Source organism: Amycolatopsis sp. NPDC033938 (assembly GCF_055575975.1).
Map to the genome: position 1 here is coordinate 52,841 of NZ_JBVIRO010000005.1, position 20,673 is coordinate 73,513.

General features: G+C 67.5%; 26 protein-coding genes and 2 pseudogenes. 16 read left to right on the plus strand and 12 right to left on the minus strand.

The window, feature by feature from the left end; all coding sequences use genetic code 11:
* Nucleotides 1-7: 7 nt before the first annotated feature.
* A pseudogene (locus ACZ5ZX_RS16195) lies at nucleotides 8-1,524 on the minus strand (IS1634 family transposase).
* 126 nt (nucleotides 1,525-1,650) lie between these two features.
* Between ACZ5ZX_RS16195 and ACZ5ZX_RS16200 the strand changes: the two are divergent.
* Complete coding sequence (locus ACZ5ZX_RS16200) at nucleotides 1,651-2,007, plus strand: bleomycin resistance protein (protein WP_285484319.1); 357 nt, start codon at nucleotides 1,651-1,653, stop codon at nucleotides 2,005-2,007.
* A 3-nt stretch (nucleotides 2,008-2,010) separates the two neighbouring features.
* Here ACZ5ZX_RS16200 and ACZ5ZX_RS16205 read toward each other — a convergent pair whose 3' ends face one another.
* From ACZ5ZX_RS16205 to ACZ5ZX_RS16215, 3 genes are all read right to left on the minus strand, one after another.
* Nucleotides 2,011-2,301 carry a hypothetical protein gene (locus tag ACZ5ZX_RS16205; protein WP_465502785.1) on the minus strand — a complete coding sequence of 97 codons (291 nt, stop codon included), beginning with the start codon at nucleotides 2,299-2,301 and terminating at the stop codon, nucleotides 2,011-2,013.
* A 16-nt stretch (nucleotides 2,302-2,317) separates the two neighbouring features.
* Nucleotides 2,318-2,668, minus strand: a complete 351-nt coding sequence (locus tag ACZ5ZX_RS16210; protein WP_465502786.1) for a hypothetical protein — start codon at nucleotides 2,666-2,668, stop codon at nucleotides 2,318-2,320.
* Between the two features lie 474 nt (nucleotides 2,669-3,142).
* Nucleotides 3,143-3,418 (minus strand): hypothetical protein, encoded by a 276-nt coding sequence (locus tag ACZ5ZX_RS16215; RefSeq protein ID WP_465502787.1) that lies wholly within the window; start codon nucleotides 3,416-3,418, stop codon nucleotides 3,143-3,145.
* A 334-nt stretch (nucleotides 3,419-3,752) separates the two neighbouring features.
* Here ACZ5ZX_RS16215 and ACZ5ZX_RS16220 point away from each other — a divergent pair, with 334 nt between their 5' ends.
* Nucleotides 3,753-4,097 carry a hypothetical protein gene (locus tag ACZ5ZX_RS16220; RefSeq protein ID WP_465502788.1) on the plus strand — a complete coding sequence of 115 codons (345 nt, stop codon included), beginning with the start codon at nucleotides 3,753-3,755 and terminating at the stop codon, nucleotides 4,095-4,097.
* 119 nt (nucleotides 4,098-4,216) lie between these two features.
* Here the strand turns inward: ACZ5ZX_RS16220 and ACZ5ZX_RS16225 are convergent, their stop codons facing one another.
* The 4 genes and pseudogenes from ACZ5ZX_RS16225 to ACZ5ZX_RS16240 form a co-directional block, all read right to left on the minus strand.
* Nucleotides 4,217-4,801 (minus strand): hypothetical protein, encoded by a 585-nt coding sequence (locus tag ACZ5ZX_RS16225; RefSeq protein ID WP_465502789.1) that lies wholly within the window; start codon nucleotides 4,799-4,801, stop codon nucleotides 4,217-4,219.
* A gap of 26 nt (nucleotides 4,802-4,827) precedes the next feature.
* A pseudogene (locus ACZ5ZX_RS16230) lies at nucleotides 4,828-5,445 on the minus strand (hypothetical protein); the annotation flags it as partial.
* Nucleotides 5,446-5,860: 415 nt separating this feature from the next.
* Nucleotides 5,861-6,142 (minus strand): hypothetical protein, encoded by a 282-nt coding sequence (locus ACZ5ZX_RS16235; RefSeq protein WP_465502790.1) that lies wholly within the window; start codon nucleotides 6,140-6,142, stop codon nucleotides 5,861-5,863.
* A 17-nt stretch (nucleotides 6,143-6,159) separates the two neighbouring features.
* Nucleotides 6,160-6,426 (minus strand): hypothetical protein, encoded by a 267-nt coding sequence (locus ACZ5ZX_RS16240; RefSeq protein WP_465502791.1) that lies wholly within the window; start codon nucleotides 6,424-6,426, stop codon nucleotides 6,160-6,162.
* Nucleotides 6,427-6,580: 154 nt separating this feature from the next.
* On the opposite strand from ACZ5ZX_RS16240, the gene ACZ5ZX_RS16245 reads away from it, so the two are divergent.
* Genes ACZ5ZX_RS16245 through ACZ5ZX_RS16260 form a run of 4 tightly spaced genes read left to right on the plus strand, consistent with a single transcriptional unit; the run spans nucleotide 6,581 to nucleotide 8,782 of the window.
* Nucleotides 6,581-7,003, plus strand: coding sequence for an XRE family transcriptional regulator (locus tag ACZ5ZX_RS16245; protein ID WP_465502792.1), 423 nt, complete (start codon nucleotides 6,581-6,583; stop codon nucleotides 7,001-7,003).
* Nucleotides 7,004-7,005: 2 nt separating this feature from the next.
* Nucleotides 7,006-7,488 carry an ImmA/IrrE family metallo-endopeptidase gene (locus tag ACZ5ZX_RS16250; protein ID WP_465502793.1) on the plus strand — a complete coding sequence of 161 codons (483 nt, stop codon included), beginning with the start codon at nucleotides 7,006-7,008 and terminating at the stop codon, nucleotides 7,486-7,488.
* Nucleotides 7,485-8,573 carry an MAB_1171c family putative transporter gene (locus tag ACZ5ZX_RS16255; RefSeq protein WP_465502794.1) on the plus strand — a complete coding sequence of 363 codons (1,089 nt, stop codon included), beginning with the start codon at nucleotides 7,485-7,487 and terminating at the stop codon, nucleotides 8,571-8,573. Before ACZ5ZX_RS16250 ends, ACZ5ZX_RS16255 begins: the two co-directional genes overlap by 4 nt.
* 44 nt (nucleotides 8,574-8,617) lie before the next feature.
* On the plus strand, nucleotides 8,618-8,782 hold the full coding sequence (locus tag ACZ5ZX_RS16260; RefSeq protein WP_465502795.1) for a hypothetical protein: 165 nt from the start codon (nucleotides 8,618-8,620) through the stop codon (nucleotides 8,780-8,782).
* A gap of 89 nt (nucleotides 8,783-8,871) precedes the next feature.
* On the opposite strand, the gene ACZ5ZX_RS16265 is transcribed toward ACZ5ZX_RS16260, so the two are convergent.
* Nucleotides 8,872-10,086: a PP2C family protein-serine/threonine phosphatase gene (locus ACZ5ZX_RS16265; RefSeq protein ID WP_465502796.1), complete on the minus strand. Its 1,215-nt coding sequence runs from the start codon at nucleotides 10,084-10,086 to the stop codon at nucleotides 8,872-8,874.
* A gap of 144 nt (nucleotides 10,087-10,230) precedes the next feature.
* Between ACZ5ZX_RS16265 and ACZ5ZX_RS16270 the strand changes: the two genes are divergently transcribed.
* The 9 genes from ACZ5ZX_RS16270 (at nucleotide 10,231) to ACZ5ZX_RS16310 (ending at nucleotide 17,223) form a co-directional block, all read left to right on the plus strand.
* Entirely contained in the window at nucleotides 10,231-10,692 is a 462-nt protein-coding gene (locus ACZ5ZX_RS16270) for a MarR family winged helix-turn-helix transcriptional regulator (RefSeq protein ID WP_465502797.1), read from the plus strand.
* Between the two features lie 97 nt (nucleotides 10,693-10,789).
* Nucleotides 10,790-11,653, plus strand: a complete 864-nt coding sequence (locus tag ACZ5ZX_RS16275; protein WP_465502798.1) for an STAS domain-containing protein — start codon at nucleotides 10,790-10,792, stop codon at nucleotides 11,651-11,653.
* Complete coding sequence (locus ACZ5ZX_RS16280; RefSeq protein ID WP_465502799.1) at nucleotides 11,650-12,048, plus strand: STAS domain-containing protein; 399 nt, start codon at nucleotides 11,650-11,652, stop codon at nucleotides 12,046-12,048. Before ACZ5ZX_RS16275 ends, ACZ5ZX_RS16280 begins: the two co-directional genes overlap by 4 nt.
* A complete protein-coding gene (locus tag ACZ5ZX_RS16285; protein WP_465502800.1) occupies nucleotides 12,038-12,475 on the plus strand; it encodes an anti-sigma regulatory factor in 438 nt (145 codons plus the stop codon). Before ACZ5ZX_RS16280 ends, ACZ5ZX_RS16285 begins: the two co-directional genes overlap by 11 nt.
* Complete coding sequence (locus ACZ5ZX_RS16290) at nucleotides 12,472-13,470, plus strand: ATP-binding protein (RefSeq protein ID WP_465502801.1); 999 nt, start codon at nucleotides 12,472-12,474, stop codon at nucleotides 13,468-13,470. The genes ACZ5ZX_RS16285 and ACZ5ZX_RS16290 overlap by 4 nt, the downstream gene beginning before the upstream one ends.
* Nucleotides 13,467-14,690 (plus strand): PP2C family protein-serine/threonine phosphatase, encoded by a 1,224-nt coding sequence (locus tag ACZ5ZX_RS16295; protein WP_465502802.1) that lies wholly within the window; start codon nucleotides 13,467-13,469, stop codon nucleotides 14,688-14,690. Before ACZ5ZX_RS16290 ends, ACZ5ZX_RS16295 begins: the two co-directional genes overlap by 4 nt.
* Before the next feature lie 153 nt (nucleotides 14,691-14,843).
* Nucleotides 14,844-15,311: an ATP-binding protein gene (locus tag ACZ5ZX_RS16300; protein ID WP_465502803.1), complete on the plus strand. Its 468-nt coding sequence runs from the start codon at nucleotides 14,844-14,846 to the stop codon at nucleotides 15,309-15,311.
* Nucleotides 15,312-15,391: 80 nt separating this feature from the next.
* On the plus strand, nucleotides 15,392-15,793 hold the full coding sequence (locus ACZ5ZX_RS16305; RefSeq protein WP_465502804.1) for an STAS domain-containing protein: 402 nt from the start codon (nucleotides 15,392-15,394) through the stop codon (nucleotides 15,791-15,793).
* Nucleotides 15,794-15,912: 119 nt separating this feature from the next.
* Complete coding sequence (locus ACZ5ZX_RS16310) at nucleotides 15,913-17,223, plus strand: serine hydrolase domain-containing protein (protein WP_465502805.1); 1,311 nt, start codon at nucleotides 15,913-15,915, stop codon at nucleotides 17,221-17,223.
* A gap of 593 nt (nucleotides 17,224-17,816) precedes the next feature.
* Here ACZ5ZX_RS16310 and ACZ5ZX_RS16315 read toward each other — a convergent pair.
* On the minus strand, nucleotides 17,817-18,848 hold the full coding sequence (locus tag ACZ5ZX_RS16315; RefSeq protein WP_465502806.1) for an NAD-dependent epimerase/dehydratase family protein: 1,032 nt from the start codon (nucleotides 18,846-18,848) through the stop codon (nucleotides 17,817-17,819).
* Between ACZ5ZX_RS16315 and ACZ5ZX_RS16320 the strand changes: the two genes are divergently transcribed.
* Entirely contained in the window at nucleotides 18,825-19,433 is a 609-nt protein-coding gene (locus ACZ5ZX_RS16320; protein WP_465502807.1) for a TetR/AcrR family transcriptional regulator, read from the plus strand. The two genes, ACZ5ZX_RS16315 and ACZ5ZX_RS16320, sit on opposite strands and share 24 nt — an antisense overlap.
* A 31-nt stretch (nucleotides 19,434-19,464) precedes the next feature.
* On the opposite strand, the gene ACZ5ZX_RS16325 is transcribed toward ACZ5ZX_RS16320, so the two are convergent.
* A complete protein-coding gene (locus tag ACZ5ZX_RS16325) occupies nucleotides 19,465-19,833 on the minus strand; it encodes a hypothetical protein (protein ID WP_465502808.1) in 369 nt (122 codons plus the stop codon).
* Nucleotides 19,834-19,962: 129 nt separating this feature from the next.
* Complete coding sequence (locus tag ACZ5ZX_RS16330; RefSeq protein WP_465502809.1) at nucleotides 19,963-20,559, minus strand: TetR/AcrR family transcriptional regulator; 597 nt, start codon at nucleotides 20,557-20,559, stop codon at nucleotides 19,963-19,965.
* Between the last annotated feature and the right edge of the window lie 114 nt (nucleotides 20,560-20,673).

Here is a 20,673-nt window from a genome sequence, read left to right on the forward strand (position 1 = left end):
GCTCAAATTAGTGCGCACCGCGATCGTGGATGCGGGTGAGGGCATCGCGGAAGTCGTCGGGTAGCGGGTCGACGGCGGTGAGGGCGTGCTCGCCGGCCTGGATGTTGATGGTGCGGTAGCGGCGGGTGGTGCGCACGAACTTCTTGATCGACCAGCCGGTGGTCTGCTCGATCCACCTGCTGACGGCCAGGGCGGCGAACACGACCGTCAGGTGCGCGTCGATCGACTCGCGCTTGTGGTGGTAGATCGGCCGCGCACGTAGGTCGTGTTTAGACATTCGGAACGACTTCTCGATGTGGAACAGTCGGTGGTAGGCGTCGATCACGAACTCGGCGGTGACGTCCGGGAGGTTGGTGACGTAGCCTTTGAGGCCGGCAAGGGCGCGTGCCTTGACTTCCAGGGTCCGGTTGAAACTCTTGGTGGCGCCGGTGAGCTGGATGAACCGGTTGCGTTTGACCGCGGTCTTGCCGGCGACGGCCTGCTCGGCCTTGGCGACCTGTTCGTCGATGCCGTGCAGGGTGCGCCGAGCCCGGTCCGCCCGGTACTGGTAGTAGATGATCTGGTCGCGGCGCTGGTCCTTGGGGCCGGCAGGCCAGGGCTGGGTGAAGATGTGCCCGTCGGGGATCTGCTCATCCGGGTGCTCGTGGCGCCACGCCTGGACCACGTACGGCACGTCGGGTATCCGCGCGCCGAGGATGAACGACAACCCCGCGGCCTCGATGGCCTGCTGGTTGGCCGCAGAGATCATGCCAGCGTCGGCCACGACCGTGACATCAGCGAGCTGGTGGGCATCCATGAACGCAAGGATGGTCGGCAGCATCGTAGTGGTCTCGCCCCGGTTGCCCTCGAACGCGTTAACCATCAACGGAAACCCGCTTGCGTCGGTGAGCAGCCCGATCGTGATCTGCGGCTCCAGGCGGCGTTCTTTGGAGAACCCGGGCTCACGGAACCCGTCCCCGGCATCGGTCTCGAAGTACAAGGTGGACACATCGTAGAGAACCAGTGACGCCGGCCCCAGATCAGCGGTGCGGGCGCACGCCGCGGCCAACTTCTGCCGCCAGGACTCTTTCGCGAACGTGGGCAGACGCCGCTTGAGGGTCGCGTACGCCGGCGGGTCGAAACCTGCCTCCTCGACCACCCGCAGACTGTCCAGCTTGCTGGTCGGCTCGACGATCCGTGCCAGCACCAGTGATCGGAACACCTCGTCACCACCAGCGGCCTCCTCGAACCCCAACAGCTGGTAGGCGTGGCCGAGCGCGTCCCACAGGTACCCCATCCGCGACGACGTGATCGCAAGCGGCCCACCACCAGCACCACTGCCGGCCTGCAACGCCGCGAAGTCCGGGCCAAAGTCGAGCTCGGGCTGCCCCACAGCCAGACGCTGCCTCGCCACCGCCTTGAGCGCCTCCAACGCCGCATCGTCATGCGCCGAGCCGATGTGCTCGATGTCCCGCGACGCGAGGAGTGCACGATCTGCACCGCCCTGGCCCCCGACGCCGTCTTCACCGTGCGCACATACGCCACGAGACAGCCTAGAACCGGCCGCTTAGTGCGCAGATTTTCGCCGTTCACACGACGAAACCGCAGCTCAACAGCCAGCACCCTGCCCAAGATCAGCGATCTTGAGCCAAAGTCAGATAAGGTGACGGAATGGTCATGCGGGTGGCGGTTCCCGTGCTGCCGTGCCGAGATGTGCAGGCAGCGCGGTCGTATTTCACGGACGCGCTCGGATTCGACACCATATTCACCTGGGAGACCCCACCTAGCTACGCGGCCGTGATCCGCGACACCGCCGAGTTCCACTTGTACGCCGAAAGCAGCGTCGGCCCGGCTAGGGTGACGGTTATCGTCGACGACGTCGATTCCTGCCACGACGAGCTGCGCGCCCGCGGCGCCGACATCGTCGAGCCACCGGCTGACCGGCCCTACGGGATGCGCGACTTCAACGTACGGACACCCGATGGGCACTTGTTGATCTTTAGCCAGCCGCTTACCGAGTACGGGTGACCATCAGCGGACCAGCCGGAAGAATGACCGGACCTCGTCGACGAACAACGTCGGCTGCTCGAACGCCGCGAAGTGGCCGCCCTTGCCGGGCTCGTTCCAGTACCGGATGTTCGGGAACCGGCGCTCCGCCCACCGCCGAGACGGGCGCTGTAGCTCCTTGGGGAAGACCGAACAGCCGGTGGGTACGGTCGCCGGCGCGCCGGCCGACCCGGAGATCCATTCGTTGACCCGCCGGAGGCTTTCCCAGTACAGCCGGGCGGATGAGGCACCGGTGCCGGGCAGCCAGTAGAGCATCAGGTTGTCGAGCAGCTCATCCCGGGTAATAACCCGATGCAGGTCGCCACCGGAGTCGGTCCACGACCAGAAACTTCTCGACGATCCAGGCGCAGAGGGCGGCCGGCGATTCGACCAGCCCGTAGCCGACCGTCTGCGGCCGGGTCGACTGCTGCGCCGAGTATCCGGAGCCCCATTCGTCCGCCTCCCGCAGTGTCGCGAGCGCCGCCCGCTCGGCACCGGTGAGGTCGTCCAACGTGGCCGGATCGGGCGGTGCGAGCGGCGGCATGAGATGGATGCCGGCGACCCGATCGGGTTGCCGTTGACCGATGCTCGTGGCGATGCTAGTGCCCTGGGCGCCGAACCGCCGGTAGCCGAGCCGGGCCATCAGCTCGCACCACGCGTCGGGTATCCGCTCGATCCCCCACCCGGCGCGGCCGGCTTGTCACTGAAGCCGTAACCGGGAAGCGATGGGCAGACCCCTGGAACCGGCCGCTTAGTGCGCAGATTTTCGCCGTTCACACGACGAAACCGCAGCTCAACAGCCAGCACCCTACCCAAGATCAGCGATCTTGAGCCAAGTCAGGTCACCCGCTTGCCCGATACGTGGAGAACCGAGGCATCGTTCGCCGGAGTGAACTGAACAACGTTGCCAGCAGCACTCGGAAACCGATCCTCGTCAGCCGCGGACGGCCAGCGCTGCCGTTCACGACATGCCGTGTCCTTGTTCCCGTCTTGTGCTGCCTCGGACACGTTGTTCCCATCAAAGCCGATGCGTCTCGCGGCCTTGCCTGCAGGCAACTGAGCGCCATGCCGTGCCCGGGTCGATCAGAAGACCGGATGGCTCGCTTAACTTCGGACGCTACAGCCTGCCGCCGAGAAGCCGCGCCAGCGAGGCATATCCGGGGATATTGGCAGCCATTGGACTACCGGCAAGCGTCAAGTGAGCGATCCGGACCTCGCCATGGCTCCGCTTGACGGTTACGACCAGGGTGTCGAGGTCGTCGTTCCGGCACCACATCGCCGCTTCCCCGGCGCCCGCCAGCGGCTGGGCCTGCCCCTCACCCAAACAGCCCTGCTCAGCAACGGCGAGCGCACTCTCCGGCGCCACCTCGCCCTTGATAGCTGTCGCCATCAAGCTGCCGACGCTAGTGCCGTCATCAACGCGACTGAACCCGCAACCATAGGTAACGCTTCATTGCCCCTCAACCGGCTTCTCCTCGGTATGCCTGCGACCTTCGTCCAATGGCCTGGTGAAAGCGCTGGACTCTGTGTGCGAAACAGATCGATGCGCGAGCTCTCCCGCCCTTCGCAGTTCGCCGACGTCAAGGTCAGCGGGCGTTGTCTTTGAACAAGCCGGGCATCCGTAACCCTCAGCTGTAACGCCATGGCCGCGGTGACCGACCGTCGCAAAAGAGATCACCACACGCGCCTGCGAATGAATCTCAACCCGAGCCCGAGACGAGGCCACGATGAGCAACGAGAGCCATGATGAACGAAACAGCGGCGGGAACTACGTGCAGTTGGGGGATGCCCGCAACCCGGTCCACGTCTGGTACGACGAGAAGACCGCCTCGATCCACCTGACCTGTAACGACCCACGCCTCACTGACGAACAAGGCCAGAAACCCGGATTTCGCACCGTCTTCAACGCCAATCCCAGATCGGCCGACTACAACCCCGGCAACTACAACCGGCTAGCTCGATTTCTTCGACAGCAGGGCAAAACCGCACCCGACGAGGCTCCCCTGCACCCGCGCCACTTGGACCGTCGCGCACAGGTGATCGAGAAAGTCACCACCCACCGTTCCGAGTAACCCTCTGCCCGCCACACATCGGTCCGCAGTTCGATGCCGAGTAGGGCTTCGAGGTTGTGTCGGACACCATGACCAGTCGGCGGCCAAGGTCGGGAAGCCAAAGAACGATGTTGACGCGCTCAATCCTCCCGCAACGTCGAGAACATCGAATCAGTCCTTTCAGAATGATCCACAAGGGCTGAAGTCAAAGTCAACTGCGCGGGCGGGACGCGTAGGGGTTCCGGGTCCTGGTCGGCGTACTTCCGGGCGCGGTCGTACTCCTCCACAAGACCGTGATTTTCCATCTCCAGATAGTCCAGGATCTCGTAGAGTGTCTCCTCGTCGACGTCGGCTTCGTGGTCCGGATCGGACCACTTCTCCAGTTCTTCGATAGCCAGTTCGTGCTTCCGGTCTTCGACCTCGCCCTCGGCCGTCTCCATCAGCTCAGGGCTCAATGGTAGGAGGTAGTCCAGGATCGCCAGCAGCCGCTGGAGATCCTCCCACTCGTAGATTTCGGCCATCGCCGCCGAGTAAGTTCTTTCCGCAAACCTTCTCGCGTGGTGGCGCCATTCCGGCACGGATGACGCCGCAACATCGATCGTCAGCTGATAGAGGGTGCCGACGCTGATGTACGAGGCGTGCTCAAGCTCCGCGAGGAACACGCCACCGAGCGTCGCGAGCTCGACCGACGCACCGGCTTTACCGAGCTCGATGATGAACGCCACTTCGGCCGCCGCGTGATCGCTCCAGCTCAGTCGTCAGCCGTTCGGGCGGTTCCCGTCCTTCCTACCGGGGCGAGCGCCGCGCAGAAACAGAGCAGGTGACCGCCCGGCGATTTGGCGAACGCTTGCGTCCAGAACCGGGTGCGGCGGCGCAGTTGGTGATGCGGTGTCGGGGTGGCAGGCCGGACATGGGCATCTGTTCGTGTCGTTTTTGAGACTGCGCACAATTGTGGGTTCTCGCGGAACATGACCAGCGGCGTCGTCCCATCCATGCTCAGGACACTCGGGGCGGCGTGGCCAGAAGTGTCGAGGCGGGTCTGGATGGGTTCGCATTGTCGCTGAATGTCTTTCTGGTAGCAGCAGAACGCTACGCCGAGGTCGTGGGTCGCGGTGTGGTCGAGGCCGTGGTCGTAGTTGTAGCCGCGGCGCAGGATGCGCTGGTGGTCGGTTTCGGGGGTGCGGGGGTTGGCCAGCCGGGCGTGGGAGTCCAGCGGAGTGATGTGCCCGTGCGGGTCGGGGGTGTCGCGTTCCCGGAGACCGCTCAAGGGCGCGCCGGTGTCCTTGCGGCGCCCGAAACCGTGTTCTTGCTGGAGGCGGTTCATCCGGTCCCACGGCTCGAGGTGCATGCGAATGATGCGGATGACCTGGTAGGTGCCGACTCCTCGGTGCTCATCAAGACGCCGTCGTACTCCTCAAGGGATGGCGCGGTTCGTCGGCCCGCGGTCAGGCGGGGTTGTGCTGTCCTCGGCGACTTCTTCGGGGCTGCGGCAGCCGACCTCCTCGATCACCAAGCCATCAGGCCCCCGGTGCACGACGACGACGTCGCGCGAACCGAATCCTTCCGGAAAGCAAGGCAAACCCCGCCGCGTCGACAGCGGAAAACCGTGATGATCACTCCAAAGAGGACAGACATCGGCGGCGCGGCGATGACCGAGCCGATCAGGATCAACCGCCCCGCCAGGTCACAGCGTCAGCCTGGCCGGCCGTCGTGATCGTCCGGTCGAGTCGCGAAAGCCGCTTTCGCACCCTTCAATGGTGCGAAAGCGGCTTTCGCCGTACCGCCTACTTCGTGCAGTGGATCCCGGCTTCACCCCGGTACATCACGGAGCTGATCCTCACCGAGTACAGGTGGATGGTCACGCACTGCTCCGGCGCGTACCCGTACATGGACGCCTCGTTGTAGGCCTGCTGCAACGCCGTCCGCTTGGCCGAGGCCGACGTCTTCTCCACGGTGGTCCCGAGGAACGCACGGGTCTCCTGGGCGCTCGCCACTCCCGGCGCGAGTGTCATGAGTCCCGCGAAGACCACGGCGGCCCCCGTGACGCGGGCGATCGTTCTGTTCATGGTTTCCCCTCCCGATTTCAGCGCTGGCAGTAGAGCCAGACGGTCGCGCTGTAGTAGCTGAAGTGTGACCGGACGTCGGAGGCGCGGACGTAACACTGCGAATCCAGCCAGCCTGTGTTGCGGGCGTACAGCCGGGCGACCTTTTCCGCCGAGCTGATGGCGTCCCCCGGGTACGGTCCGATGCCGCTGGCGTGGAAATCCCCCGTCTCCACGGCGAACGCGGGCGACGCCGACAAGGTCACCGCGGCCACCGCCAGGGCGGCCGCGGTCAGCAACTTCTTCATGAGAGCTCCCCTCTGAGTCGTCAGCCAGAATCGACTGACTCCCTTCAGTCATTCATCTCAGCTAACGTGATGACCGTAAGGGGGCGCCGGATCGGCTGTCAACTCACATGAACGTTAATCTTGACAATATTCATTTCAGCTTACGGAGGTGGCGATGACCGAACCACGGGCGAGCACGCTCACCGAACGGATCGACCGCCTCTTCCAGGTGGTCCGGCGGCCCAACGGTGAGCAGTACAGTCACGAGGAGGTGGCGCGGGCATGCCGGGAGAGCACCGGCGAGTCGTTTTCCGCCGCCTACCTCTGGCAGCTGCGGACGGGTCGCCGGGACAACCCGACCAAACGGCACCTCGAAGCGCTCGCGGGGTTCTTCCAGGTGCCGCCCGCGTACTTCTTCGACGACGAGCAAGGGAGAGCTCTTGCCGAAGAGGTCGAGTTGCTGGGAGCGTTACGCAACGTCGCCGTACGGAATCTGGCGTTGCGCGCGGTGACGTTGTCCGAGGAGGGGCTCGGCACCGTGTCCGACATCGTCGAGGCGATCAAGCGGCGCGAGGCCATGCGTGACCAGGGGGAGTAGCCATGTTCGGCAGAAAGAGCGCGCTCTGGCGCAGATGCGAGCGGGTCGCGGCCACCGTGCGGCTACCGGAACCGTTCGACGTCGCCACGTTGTTCGGCGAGGTCGCGGCGATGCGGGGGCGGCCCATCGAGCTGGTGGCACTCGAGGCGCGGCCGGGGGCACCGTGCGGGGTGCTCGCGGCCACCGATCGGGCGGACTATGTGTTCTACACGCGCGACACGTCTCCGTTGCACCAGCGGCACATCCTGCTGCACGAACTCGGCCATCTGCTGTGCGGGCACGTCGAAGGCGAGGTGCGGCCGGAGGCGATCGCCGCGATGGTCGCGCCCTCGCTTTCGGTGGACCTGGTCCGCCGCGTCCTCGGCCGCACGACGTACGCGGAGGAGCAGGAGAAGGAAGCTGAACTCTTCGCGTCGTTGCTCATGCGCCGGGCCGCGAGCGCCGGGCCGGAATCCGATCGGCTGCGCCACGCCCTCGGTTCGTGATCAGCTATCTGTCCGCCGCGCTGCTGGCGTCGATCGGCATCACCAGGCTGATGACGGTTCGTGCCGGGCCAAGGCATCTGGTCACGTTCTTCCTCAGCATGGCGGCAGGCCTCGCCGTCTCCGCCGACGCCACGGTCCGGTTGCTCGGCGACGACCTGCTCCCGCGACTGGTCACCAACGCGCTGCAACTGCTCGCGATGCGCGCGCTGGTCCAGGTGGTCCGTAGCACCCGGTCACCGGAAAAGCCGACGCCGTTCTGGCCCATCGTGCTGTGCTGGGCGGTGATGGTCCTGTGTTACGCCGACATCGTCCCGCATCGGCTCGAAGTGGGCACACCCGCGTTCCAGTGGCGTCTGAGCGTCGTCGCTTACCAGGTGGTCCTCACCACATACGGGATCACCTGTCTGGTGATGTTCACGCGCACGTTGGCCCGCAGCGCCGCCGCCCGTCCACAGGGGACGTTCCGGACCGGTCTGCGGATCCTGGTCTGCGCCGCCGTCGCGACCATCGCGTGGGTGCTGTTCTCCGGGCTTCCCTCGCTGTGGCTGGAGATCACCGATCTCGCGGACCTCGATTTCATGCCACGCGCCCGCCTCGTCGGACTCGGCGCGATGGTGCTGTGGGTCCTCGGCGGACTGTTCACCACCTGGGACGGCGCGCTCCGGCTGGCGCGCGCGTGGCGAGGGATCCGGGCGGTGACACCGTTGTGGAAGGAACTCGTCGCCGCCCATCCGCAGATCGCGCTGCCCGTGCGCCACGATCTCGAGTTCACGTTGTACCGCAGGGTGATCGAGATCCGTGACGGCCTCCTCGCGCTGCGGGCACACGTTCCGCCGCAGCTCGGGGACTGGCTGCGCGTCCCGGTCGACGAACCCACGCGCGCCGCCGCCGAACTCGCGGCGGCGCTGGTGATGCGCGAGGCGGGCCGCAGCTGGCCGCGTCCTCCGACCGGCCCGGACGCGGCACATCCCGGCGTGCGGGAGGAAAGCGCCTGGCTGAGCGCGGTGTCGTCCGCGTTCACCCACTCCCACGTCGTGCGGGCGGTACGGGAACGCGCGCTGGCCGAAGCCGGGCGACCTGCCTGACGGCAGCAATCAGGAAGCCGGGCGTGCTCCGCTATAAGAGAGTCATGACCGAACACTGGATCTATCGCCACAGCCAGATGTCGAGTGACTCCGTTGTCGACAGCCACATGAATGACCTGGCAGCCGAGGGCTGGGAATTGGTGAGCGCGAACGTGGTCTACGACGGGCGTTTCACCAGGCACTACTTCTACTGGCGAAAGCGTCCTTGATCCGGTTGACCGGGTGGATACCGACCTTGAAACCCTGCTGAGGCCGCGACGGTCTCGCGTTGATCGTCAGCGCGCGTCGAGGTGTGCTGTCAGCTCTTCGTCTCGTCGGTGGCCGCGGTCGCGATGTCGGATTCCCGGTCGCCGCTGGGGTTCGAGCCGAACCAGTCGAGGCAGACGACCATGGCGTCGTCGGCGGCCATGCCGCCCTCGCGGCGGTCGCGCAGTTCGGCGAGGACAGCGCTCGGGACATGCGCCGCCGGCCGTTCCGTGGTGGCGAGGATGGCCTGGGTCAGTTCGTGGTCGCCGTAGAGTTCTCCGTGCGGTCCGGCCGCGTTGTAGACGCCGTCGCTGACGAAGACGAAGCGGTCGCCAGGCAAGGCCTGCAGGGTTTCGGCGGTGTAGATGGTGTCCTCGAAGGTGCCCAGGGGAAGCTGCTCGTCGAAGTGGACCCGCTCGGCTTTGCCGTCGCGTAGCCGCCACAGGCGGGGTGAGCCCGCGTCGACCGCGGTGATCTCACCGGTCGCGAGGTTGAATTCCAGCAGGAGCGTGGCGACGTGTTCCTGACCGCGGTGCTGCGCGTAGATGGCTTGGTCGGCCAACTCCGCCTGGGCCTCCAGCGGGATCCCGGCGCGACGGGCGTTGCGCAGCGCGTTGACGGCGAGGTTGGTCAGCAGAGCGGCGCTGCTGCCTTCGCCCATGCCGTTGACCAACGCGACCGTCAAGGCGCGGGCCGAAGCGGACCAGTCGAAGCAGTCACCGTAGATGGCGTAGGCGGGTTCCAGCTGGCCGCCGAGCGCGAACTCGGGTCTGCTGCACGCGCGGCCGGGGAGCAGCTGCCACTGCATCTCCGCGGCGAGCGTCAGCCGTGACGAGCGGCGGGCCTGCACGTACAGATCGGTGTCGCGGTCGGCGACGAAGACCTCGTGCCCGAGGGCTTCGGCGAATCGGCCGAGTTCGGCCCACACCGGCGGTGCCGGTTCCTCGGGCAGCGTGACGACCAGGACACCGAGCCGGTCGCCGCGCACGGTGACCGGAAGGTTGGCGCGGACGCCGTTTTCGGTGGATTCGAACGTCGCCCGCTGGGTGGTGAAGGTTTCGCCCGCCGCGGTGTCGGTCACCGGCATCGGCTCGGTCGTATACGGCAGGACGGTCACCCGTCTCAGTTCGGTGAGGCTGTAATCGGCCATCAGCAGTTCGACAGCGGTGGCGCCGAAATGTTCGCTCAGCGCCGCCCGCAGTCCGTCGAGCAACGCGTGAGGCTGGACGCCACGCAGGACTCGCTCGACTGCCAAGGATCTGTCCACCGCGTTCGCCTCCTGCTCACCGGGAACCCGGTGCCTGAAGATCGAGCACACGGGAAGAAGTCCGCACCGCTCGTCGGACCGGTCGGAGGACGTGCCGCGGTGAGCTGAGCTGACAGTTCAGCATAAGGATGCGACAGTGGTTCTGTGAATCGGTCCCCCGAGCCGCCAGGCGCCGAAACGGTGGCGGCGGCCGTGACCGAGACGGCCGAACTGCTCGAGATCATGTTCGAGCGGGCTCGCGAGGCGTCACCGCGTCCGCTGTCGACGTCCCAGGTACGCGCCGTCGTGGCACTCGACCACCACGACGGCCTGAACCTGCGCGCCCTCGCCGAGGTACTCGGTTCCACCCCGCCGCTGGTGAGCCGCCTGTGCGACCGGCTGGAAGCGGTCGGCTTCCTCGAACGGCTGCCCAGCTCGGCCAGCCGCCGCGAGATCACGCTGCGGCTCAGCGACCGCGGCCACGCGTACCTGCGGGACCTGCGGGCCCGGCGGCGCGAAAGCCTGCATGCCGTGCTGGCGAAACTCACCCCGGAGACCAGGGCGGCACTCGCCACCGGCCTGCGGGAATTCCGCGAGGCGGCGGCAGGCGACCAGAGCCGGATGTGACTTACCGAACTCTCTGAAGTAGGCTAACTGTTGTCATATGACAACAGTCGCTGATCCGCGGTAGCCGGTGGCGACCTGGAACCCCAGGGAGGCCACCGTGCCAAGGACGGACGACTCCGCCGTCCGGGACTTGCTGTCGCGGATCTTCGGTGAAGATCGAGACGGGCTCGCCGACGAGTGGATCCGGTGGCAGTCGACCGGCTCGTCGGTCCTGCTCGACGAATCCGCACTGCGGCGCGAGGCCATCGAGCTGCTGGGAGCACTCCGCGACGCGCTCGGCACCGAGTTGCCGCTGACCCAGATCATCGAACGCGACCAGGCGGTCAACTCCGCCCTGCGCGGGCTCTCCGAACGGCGCGCTCGCGCCGGTGCCGCGCCCGCCGTCACGGCCACGGCGATCCTCGCGCTGAAACGCACGACCATGGCCGCGCTCGAACGCCGCAGCGAAGACCCCGCGGTCCGCTACCAGGCGTCCCTGATGGTCAACCAGCTCCTGGACGCCGCCGGCCTGTTCACCTTCTCCGTCTACGTCGAAGGGCGCGAGGAGATCATCCGCCGCCAGCACCAGCAGATGCTGGAGCTGTCCACCCCCGTGGTGCGGCTGTGGCGGCAGGTGCTGGCCGTGCCCCTGATCGGCACGCTCGACAGCGCCCGCACCCAGGTCGTGATGCAGAACCTCCTGGAGTCGATCCAGACCCACGAGGCCCGCGTGGCGATCATCGACATCACCGGCGTGTCCACTGTGGACACCGCGGTGGCGCAGCATCTGCTGCAGACGGTGAGCGCGGTGCGGCTCATGGGCGCCGAATGCCTGATCAGTGGGGTCCGCCCGTCGATCGCGCAGACCATCACCCAGCTCGGCATCGACCTCTCGCATATCGTCACCCGCGGCTCGCTGGCCGACGCCCTCGCCACCGCGCTGGAGCTGCTCGGTGACCGCACCGGCGCGGTGACCGGGTGACCGCGCAGGCCGGGCTGCCGATCCTGCGGCTCGGGGACATCCTGATCAGCGGGCTGCTGGCGGATCTGGACGACACGACCGCGTTGCGGTTCACCGACGAGCTCACCACCCGGATCGCCGACGAACAGATCCGCGGCGTCATCCTCGACATCTCCCGGCTGGAGATCATCGACTCCTTCGTCGCACGCGTGCTGATGCAACTGGCCGCCACCGGGCGCCTGCTCGGCGCGCGGATGATCGTCGCCGGCATGCGCCCGGCGGTCGCGATCACCCTGTCCGGACTCGGCCTGCAGCTCACCGGCGTCCAGACCGCGCTCAACGCCGAACAGGCCATGGAACTGCTGGGGTGGCGCCGTGCAGGCGGGGCCGCCGAAGAGGCGCCTCATGCTTCCTGACGAACTCGCCGGCCCCGGACAGGACATCCCCTCGCGGGAACACGCCGTCCGTGCCGAGGAAGACCTGCTCACCGCCCGCCACGCCGTGCGGGCGAGCGCGGTCGGAGTGGGCTTCTCCATCGTCGACCAGACGAAGATCGTCACCGCGGCCAGCGAACTGGTCCGCAACGCCTACATCCACGGCGGTGGCGGCACGATGACGATCACCGTGCTGCGCGACGGCCGCGGGCGCGTGGGCCTTGAACTGACCGTCCGCGACGAGGGCCCCGGGATCGCCGACGTCGAGCAGGCCATGGCCGACGGTTTCAGCACCGGCGCCGGCCTCGGGCACGGTCTCGGCGGCACCCGGCGGCTCGTCGACGACTTCACCATCGACACCGCCCGTGGCCGCGGTACCACGGTCACGATCGTGCGCTGGAAACCATGACCGTCACCCTCGCGCACCTCACCCGCCAGATTCGCATCGACCACGCGAGCGCGGTCTACACCGCCGCGCGCGCCGCCCGGGAGGTCGCCGCGGAAACGGGCCTGCCCGAGGTGCTCGCCGAACGCGTGGCCGTCATCACCTCGGAGCTGGCGGGCAACATCGACAAACACGCCACCGACGGGGTGGTCTTCGTCCAGCGATCCCTCGCCGGAGCCGGCGTCGACGTCTACGCCTCCGATTCCGGTCCGGGGATGGCCGACCTGGAGTACTGGCGCATCGACGGCCACAGCACCACCGCGACCCTGGGCACCGGCCTCGGCGCGGTCGGCAGGCTGGCCACCGAGTTCCGGATCCGGTCCGCGGCACGCTCGGGCACCGTCGCGGCGGCACGGACACTGGTCCCTGGCACCGCCGTCGCGGCCGTGGCCCACGTCCGCCTTGCCCGTGAAGGGGAAACCCGGTGCGGTGACGCTCTCGCCGTGGCCACGGAACCCGGTGTCCGGACCATCGCCATCGTGGATGGACTCGGCCACGGCCCCGAGGCGAGCGACGCGGCGGAGACCGCGGTCGACGTCTTCCGCCGCGACCCGGGACGCCCATTACCCGACCACCTCGCCGCCATGCACCGGACCTTGCGGCAGACCCGTGGCGCCGCGGTCGCGCTGGCCCGGATCTTCGGTGACCGGCTCGAATTCTGCGGCGCCGGGAACATCAGCGGCCTGGTGCTGGGCCCAGGGCAGAGCCGCCCGCTGCTCAGCATGCCCGGCGTCGTGGGGTTCACCTTGCCGGACGCCCACGTCCGGTCCGTGGACCTGACGGCACACCATCTCGTCGTCCTGCACACCGACGGAATCGGCGGTGGCTGGCGCGGCGCGGCCCCGCTCGGCCCGCTCCCGGTGCCGTCGCTGCTCACCGCCGACCTCGCCCACCGGCACCGCGACCCCCGCGACGACGCCACCGTGATCGCGATCGGCTCCGGAACGGGCACGTCATGACGCGCTCCCCCATCGGCGGGCTGCGCCGCCGCCTTCGCGAGGCCTGTGCCGCAGCGGGTGTCGCCGACGACGACCGCGCCAAACTCGTCCTCGCGGTGACCCTTCTCGCCGAATGCGCGGCAGAGACAGACAGGCCACCCGAAATCTCGACCTCCGCGGGTGACGGAAGGCTGGCCGTCACCCTCCGGCTTCCCCGCCCCGTCGGGCAACGGCACCGCAATACCCTGCCCCTGCTGCCCGACGCCGGGGACAGCGCGACCCTGACCTGGCATCTCCCCTCCGTCCAGGACGCGGCGCCGGTACCCGCGGACGACGAACTGGCCACCCGCCAGGAAATGCTGGCCCTGATCGTTCGTGCCGACGCGGTCACCCAGGAACAGCGGGAACTCAAACACGAACTCGCCGAAACGAATAGCGGTGTGCTCGCCATGTACGTCGAACTCGAGGAACGAGACGAACAACTCCGCCAAGCCCACGCGGTGATCTTCCGCGAACTGGAAGACGCGCTGCGCCCGCCACCACCACACGTGGACGATTTCGACCTCGCCGTGCACTACGCGCCCAGCGAATCGGACTCCCCCACCGGCGGAGATCTCTACGACTGGTTCGTGCTGCCCGACGGGACCGTGCACGTCACCCTCGTCGACGCCGTCGGCCACGGCGTCACCTCGACCCGGCACGCATTGACCGTCACCCACGCCATCCGCACCCTCGCCCTGGAGGGCCACCCCCTCGACGACCTGATCGGTCGCGCCGCCCGCACCCTGGCGACCATCGAACCCGACCTGATGGCGACCGTGCTCCTGGCGAGGCTCGACCCGGCCACCGGCGACATCACCGTCGCCAACGGCAGCCACCCCCGCCCGGTGCTGGTCACGGCCGCTGGTGACGCCGAACTCCTGGTGCCCGCCGTCCCCGGCCGAGGCGTCGGCTTCCCGGACCCCGGCACCGGCAGCCTGGTCCGCCGCACCCTGACCCCGGGAGACCTGATCCTTCTTTACACCGATGGCCTGACCGAAAGCCGCAAAAACCACCAAGAAGGCGAAGTCCGGCTACTGGCCGCCGCCCCACGCCACGCCAGGCGACCCACCGCGACGGTCCCCAGCGCGCTCGCCACCGAAATGCACGACGTCGTCCTGCACGCCGACGACACCGTGGTGATCGCGATCCGGCGCGGACCGCCACCGGTTCGTGACTCCACCGGCGAACGAACCGACTGAACGAAAAGAAATCCTTTCGCGCCGAGAATTCTCACCGCATCGCCTTCAGGTGAACGTGATACCGACCGTGGAGTTTGCTTTCGCTCACCCCGGGGTACTGAATTCAGTGCGCGATGTTTCCAGTCGAACGGCGAAACGAGGCGGGTGGGACGAATGCCGACACAGCCGGGGATTACTGAGCGCAACGAGCCGAGACCGGACGAGGTGACCTACGACCTGGACACGACCGCGACGCGAGAGGTCCGGCAGGGCGTCCGCCAGGCGCTGGCCCGCTACCGGGGGCTCACCGTCGACGACGCGGTTCTGGTGGCCGACGAGCTGATCAGCAACGCCCATCGGCACGGCGACGCACCGCGCGTCTGCCGCCTCGCGCTCACCGATGAGGGACGTTACCTGCGGATCGAGGTCGACGACGCATCGCCGCGTCAACCTCGGCGGCGTACCCCGGATGGTTCCGGCGGGCGGGGATTGCTGCTGATCGATCGGCTTTCCTCCGCCTGGGGTGTGCGGCGGCACGCCCAGCACAAGACCGTATGGGCCGAGCTCGCGCTGAGCCGCGAGGGAAGCGGCGGCCATGCGCCGCATCTGGCCGCGGCCCGCGACTGGCACCACGAGGACTAGCCGTGGCCCCCGCCGGAGCAGGCGGAATCCGGACCGGTGACCCCTTTCACAGCGTCGCCGGTCCGGTACCGTCGACCCTCGTGAGCCAACCGTCCCAGGCCGAGCCACCCCCACCTGACCTGGACATCGTCAGCCGTGTCGTGAACGGGGACATCGTGGTCTCGGTGACCGGTGAAGTCGACACCGAAGCCGCGCCGTCACTGCACGAGGCCGTCGTCACCGCTATCGACGGCACCGCGAGCGCCTGCGTGCTGGATCTGACCACAGTGGACTTTCTCGACTCCGCCGGTCTCGCCACCTTGATCACCGCCGACGCCTACGCGGCAGCACACCGAAAATCGCTGCGCATCGCCGTGGACTCCAACAGTCCGGTGATCCGGCCCATCGAAATCACCGGCCTCGACACCGTGCTGCGCCTCTACCACACCGTCGGCGAAGCACTCGACGCCTCCGCCCACGGAGTACCGGGAAAAAACCAATAAGGTCGATGAACGTCAGACGCATCACTCGCCGACCGGGGGCGGAATTCCTTTATCCCTTTCGCGGACCGATCGAGCTCGACCTCACGGGAGACGGCAAGCGGTAAAGCTAGGCTGGAGGGGTGGGGTGGAATCTGGGCGAGCTCATCGCGAAGTACGACGTACCGGGCGCGCAGGTCGCCGTACTGACCGACGGGAAGATCCACGACGAGGCCGCCGGCGTGCTGAGCCTGCACACCAGGGTCGAGACCACGACCGACTCAGTGTTCAAGATCGGCTCGATCACCAAGATCTGGACAGCCACGCTGATCCAACAACTGACCACCGACGGCGTCCTGGACCTCGACCGGCCCGTCCGTGACTACCTGCCTGCCTTCCGGCTGAGCGACCCCGTCGCGACCGGGGCCCTGACCGCGCGGCATCTGCTCACCCACACCGGTGGCATCGACGCCAACCACTTCACCGACACCGGCCGCGACGACGACGCGATCGAAAAGTTCGTCGCCACCCTCGCCGACGCCGATCACCTTCTCCAGCCGGGCACCCTCTTCTCCTACTCCAACAGCGGATACGTGGTACTCGGCAGGCTCGTGGAGGTGCTGCGCGGGAAGCCTTTCCATGACGTGCTCCGTGAGCGCATCGCGACACCGCTGGCCCTGTCCACTGTCGCCACCACCACCTACGAGGCGATCCTGCACCGCGCCGCGGTCGGCCATGTCGAGACCGACGGAGGGCTCGCACCCACCAAGAGCTGGGCGGCCCGCTATTTCTCCACGCCCAGCGGTTCCCACCTCGCGATGAGCGCACGTGACCTGCTGACGTTCGTCCGCCTGCACCTCACCGACCCGGCGCTTGCCGCACTGCGCGAACCTCAGCTTGAATCCATCCCGGACTTCGGCGGCGGCATCCTCGGCTGGGGACTCGGCTGGATGCTCTACCGGGACGGCGTCGTCGGTCACACCGGTGTCTCCAAGGGACAGAAGGCCTTCTTGCGGGTCGTCCCGTCAGTCGGCGTTGCGGTGGCCGTGCTGACCAACAGCTCGGATGCCGAGCCGCTGGCCTACGAGATCTTCGGCACCGTGCTCGATCAGCTCGCTGGCGTGCAGACGTCGCCACTGCCGATACCGCCCGCGAATCCGAGGCCCATCGACGGTGACCGCCTGTGCGGGACCTACCGCACCGCCCTGTACGACTACACGCTTACCGCCGAGAGCGACCGCGCGTTGCTCATCCGCCGAGCCCGCGACGATATCGCGAATCCATTGCCCCGCAAGCCCGAGGAACGCGTCGAGGTGGTCAGCCTCAACGAAAGCTCGATCATTACCGCCGAACCGAAGTTCGACGGCCACCAAGTCCTGTCCCTGATCGGCTCCGACGAGCACGGCCACGCCCGATTCCTCCACAACGGCGCCGTGGCATACAGGATCGCTTGATCAGCCTGGCCGTTCCCACGACGAACACTATGAGCGCCGCCAAGACGGTGGCGAAGATGAGCGAGGCCTGGAAGTCGCCGATGGCGAACGGCAAGGTCATCGCAAAGCAACCGGCCCAGATGATCGCGAGTACGCCGACGGCTTCCGCGACGCGTTTCACCATGGGGCCGATCACGCGAAGAACCTCCAGTTTCCCTGATTCTGGGCCTGGCCCACCTTACGGGGGTGTGAATCCGCGGGCGGGCCGGATTCGTGGCGGGAGCCAGCCGCGACAGGGCCGCGAGCGCCACGCTTGAGACGCTGATCGTCCCCGGCGAGGCGCATGAGACATCGGGCTCCTCATCATGCCGATCTCCCGATGCACCACCTCGGCGTCGTCGCCGAGTTCAAGCGCCCGTGTGACTTGCCCCCCGGAGAACGGTGATGCCGCCGCCAGATAGTTCATCACCGGCGAAGCGCCGCGGTAGACCCCGAGAAGAAAGTCCCCACCGACACTCCCGCCGCCTCGGCGAACCGCCGCATGGCCGCCAGCCGGATCTTCGACCGCCCCGTGAGATCCTCAGGCCCGGTCGACGTAGCCCGCGACCAAGGCCTTATCCACTGAGTGCGGCGGCTTTCGGTTTCGAGGGGTTCGGGGCGAGGCCCATTTCGATGAGACTGTTCGCCGTGTCGATGATGCTGTCGCGGACCGGGCGCGTGGTCCATCCCAGCTCACGCCGTGCTTTCGCCGAGGTGACCGACTCCGGGCGCCCCACGAAATCCAGTGCCTGCCGGACCGACGGGTCGAACAGCGCGACGAGCCGCAGGAGCCAGGTCGGCATCGAACCGGTCGGCACGCGGTAGCCGCGCGGGTTGAACCCCTCCGCCAGGACGGCCGCGATCTCCCGCATGCCGAGGTGGTCGCCGGCGAGGATGTACCGGTTGCCCGGCGCGATCGGCGATTCCATCGCCAGCCGGTGCGCCACCGCCACGTCTCGCACGTCCACCAACGAGAACCCGATCTTCGGCGACCCCGGCACCTCCCGGACCAGCAGGCGGCGCACCACGTCCACCGACGTGTTCACCCCCGCCCCGGTCAGTGGCCCCAGCACCATCCCGGGGTTCAGCGCCACCAATTCGAGGCCCGACTCCCGCGCGAAGTCCCACGCCGCCCGCTCGGCGAGGGTCTTGCTCTTCGCGTACGCCGGACTTCGGTCCACATTGGACCAATCGGCCTCGGTCCGCACGCGATCGTCGTGGTAACCACTCACGATCGCGGCGATCGACGAGGTCAGCACCACCCGTTTCACACCGGCGCCGACGGCCGCCCGCAGCACCCGGGACGTCCCGTCGGCCGCGGGCCGCACCAGTTCGTCGTCCGACTTCGGCGCCCCGACGGGGAACGGCGACGCCACGTGCAGGACGTAGTCGCAGCCCGCCACCGCCTCGGCCCACCCCGCGTCGGCCGCGAGGTCGGCCGTCACCACGTCGTCCAGACCGTCGACCGGCCGCCGCGCGGTCTCCCGCACCACATACCCGTGTTCCCGCAGTTCCGTGATCACCTGCCGCGCGATGAAGCCGGACGCCCCGGGGATGAGGATCCGGCAACCTAGGCTCGTCCCGTGACCAGGACGAACTACCACCACGGCTCACTGCGAGAGGCGCTGCTGACGGCGACCCTCGAACTGATCGAGTCCGAGGGCATCGGCGCGGTGAGCTTGCGCCGGGTGGCCCGCGCGGCAGGGGTCAGCCCCGGCGCGCCGTATCACCATTTCGCCGACCGTGCGGCACTGTTGACCGCGCTGTCGGACGAGGGTTTCCGTCGTCTGGCCGCCGAACTATGCGGCGCGAAGGCCGGCACGGCAGGCCCGGCCGAGGCGCTGCCCGCGATGATCGAGACGTACGTGGGCTTCGCCCAGCGCAACCCGGCCTACTTCCAGCTCATGTTCCGTCCGGAGCTGAAGAAGTCGCACAAGAGCCCGCAAGGCGAAGAGGCGGGAGAAGCAGCGTTCGCGGTCTTGGCCGACACGGTCGAGGAGAGCATCGCCATGGGCGTGATGAGGCCCGCGGACAAGGACGTGCTGGCGCTGACCCTGTGGAGCCTTGTCCATGGCCTGGCGTCACTGTGGCTGGACGGCAACCTCGCCCACCACACGGACGATCCGGAGGAACTGACCCGTCAGATCGCCCGCCTGGTTACCATGTTCACGGTTCTCGACGAGCCCGCATAGGCACCTCGGTCGCAACGGCGGCGGCCCGGGTTCACGCCCATTTATCCGGTTCACCTGGCAAGCCCCGGAAAAGTATCTGGACGTCCCGCACCACGCTCCGCGCGGTCAACCACGCGTCGTACAACAAGGGCAGGTTCGGCCCGCCGTCGCCGGCGATGATCAGGTCGCGGTACCTGTGCAGTTCCGAGGTGGGCAGCCGGCACACCCAGCCGAGGTACTCGAGCCGGGTCATCTTCCGGACGCGGGCATCCTCGGAAAGCGCGGCCAGTTGCTGGTCGGAGTAGAAGTCGCCTTGACAGCCGTCGAACCAGGCGACCTTGCCCGGATCGACCCTCCAGCGACTGAGACTGCCATCGGGTGACGTCTCCACGGTCCAGCCGTCCTCGCGTCCCATGGCCATAACCACTCCCCAATCCTCCGGCTTGTTTCACGGACCCGCGCATCGCGGAATCGTGGAACGAATTCGCGCGCGCCGCATGGCACTCAGATTGGTACGCGATGATGAAAACTTGATGAAACGGCTGCTTGCTCAGGGTTCCGGAGGTGCCTGCGGAACGGATCGGCCCTTGCCCATGCGCAGGATCAAGGCGATCGCGTCCTCCGAGTGGACTGCCGGATTCAGGACCTCCTGAAGGAGCAGGCCACGAATCGCGGCGATGGTGACGGTGGCCATGGTCAGCGCTTCGTTGGCGTCGAGCCCTTCGCGTTCCGCGAGCGAAGCCAGAATCTTGGTCAGGTCGTCGAGCGAGTCGACGAATTCACGAAAGTTCTCCGGGCTGTACGCGGCCAGACCTACGACGTGAAAGAACCCGCGGACACGCGACAGCTGCTCCGGGCGGGTGTAGGTCCGCCAGATCGCCACGACGAGGTCGTCGAAAGTGCCCTGCTGGGCGGCCTCGAAAAGCGCCTCGTTGTCCCGGGATCGCTGCGCCTTGAGCATGGCCGCCAACACGCCCGGAAGCGACCCGAAGTGGTACCGCAGAAGGGCATGACTGGTCCCGGCGCGGGCGGCGACCTCACGGAGTGACACTTCCGGCGCGGGAAGGGCCTCGTCGAAGGCGTCGAGAAGCCGAGCCAGGAGGCGCTCGCGTGCGTCGCCGGTGCGTTCCGTGCTTGACAAGATCACTCCCGCAGTTTATCCATTGGAAAAGACAGGCGGCAACCCGCTCGAAGATCCGAAACTCTTCGCTGCCCCCAACCGATGCCGCACTCGTCGTCCAAACCGGACTTGTTGTGAAGG

Excerpts from the sequence above, each read along its gene's own strand:
- ACZ5ZX_RS16200 (WP_285484319.1), top strand. The coding sequence starts at position 1,651 with ATGGTCATGCGGGTGGCGGTTCCCGTGCTGCCGTGCCGAGATGTGCAG.
- ACZ5ZX_RS16205 (WP_465502785.1), bottom strand. The coding sequence starts at position 2,301 with ATGCTCTACTGGCTGCCCGGCACCGGTGCCTCATCCGCCCGGCTGTAC.
- ACZ5ZX_RS16210 (WP_465502786.1), bottom strand. The coding sequence starts at position 2,668 with ATGGCCCGGCTCGGCTACCGGCGGTTCGGCGCCCAGGGCACTAGCATC.
- ACZ5ZX_RS16220 (WP_465502788.1), top strand. The coding sequence starts at position 3,753 with ATGAGCAACGAGAGCCATGATGAACGAAACAGCGGCGGGAACTACGTG.
- ACZ5ZX_RS16235 (WP_465502790.1), bottom strand. The coding sequence starts at position 6,142 with ATGAACAGAACGATCGCCCGCGTCACGGGGGCCGCCGTGGTCTTCGCG.
- ACZ5ZX_RS16240 (WP_465502791.1), bottom strand. The coding sequence starts at position 6,426 with ATGAAGAAGTTGCTGACCGCGGCCGCCCTGGCGGTGGCCGCGGTGACC.
- ACZ5ZX_RS16245 (WP_465502792.1), top strand. The coding sequence starts at position 6,581 with ATGACCGAACCACGGGCGAGCACGCTCACCGAACGGATCGACCGCCTC.
- ACZ5ZX_RS16250 (WP_465502793.1), top strand. The coding sequence starts at position 7,006 with ATGTTCGGCAGAAAGAGCGCGCTCTGGCGCAGATGCGAGCGGGTCGCG.
- ACZ5ZX_RS16260 (WP_465502795.1), top strand. The coding sequence starts at position 8,618 with ATGACCGAACACTGGATCTATCGCCACAGCCAGATGTCGAGTGACTCC.
- ACZ5ZX_RS16285 (WP_465502800.1), top strand. The coding sequence starts at position 12,038 with ATGCTTCCTGACGAACTCGCCGGCCCCGGACAGGACATCCCCTCGCGG.
- ACZ5ZX_RS16290 (WP_465502801.1), top strand. The coding sequence starts at position 12,472 with ATGACCGTCACCCTCGCGCACCTCACCCGCCAGATTCGCATCGACCAC.
- ACZ5ZX_RS16295 (WP_465502802.1), top strand. The coding sequence starts at position 13,467 with ATGACGCGCTCCCCCATCGGCGGGCTGCGCCGCCGCCTTCGCGAGGCC.
- ACZ5ZX_RS16300 (WP_465502803.1), top strand. The coding sequence starts at position 14,844 with ATGCCGACACAGCCGGGGATTACTGAGCGCAACGAGCCGAGACCGGAC.
- ACZ5ZX_RS16325 (WP_465502808.1), bottom strand. The coding sequence starts at position 19,833 with ATGGCCATGGGACGCGAGGACGGCTGGACCGTGGAGACGTCACCCGAT.